The organism is Hyphomonas sp. UBA3601 (assembly GCF_002375605.1).
GTDB lineage: Bacteria > Pseudomonadota > Alphaproteobacteria > Caulobacterales > Hyphomonadaceae > Hyphomonas.
The window spans coordinates 1-299 of the sequence record NZ_DFME01000026.1; the positions used below are offsets into that span (position 1 = coordinate 1).

Consider the following 299-nt stretch of genomic DNA (forward strand, 5'->3'; position numbering starts at 1 on the left):
TCGAGCATGCGGTCGGCTTCGTCAATGATGAGGTAGTCGACCCCCATCAGCAGCAGCTTTCCGCGTTCGAACTGGTCCATCAGGCGGCCCGGTGTGGCGATCAGTACGTCGACACCGCGTTGGAGCAGGCCTTCCTGTTCCTTGAAGCTGACACCGCCAATGAGCAGGGCCATGGTGAGTTTCAGGTGCTTGCCATATTTCTCGAAATTCTCGGCAACCTGCGCCGCAAGCTCGCGGGTAGGTGCGAGTATGAGCGAGCGCGGCATCAGCGCGCGGCGGCGCCCGCTGGCCATGATGTC

General features: G+C 61.9%; 1 protein-coding gene. It reads right to left on the minus strand.

The annotated features are described in order from the left end of the window. On the minus strand, window positions 1-299 hold a 299-nt coding region (locus B4F73_RS02615; RefSeq protein WP_290482441.1), incomplete at both ends, for a DEAD/DEAH box helicase.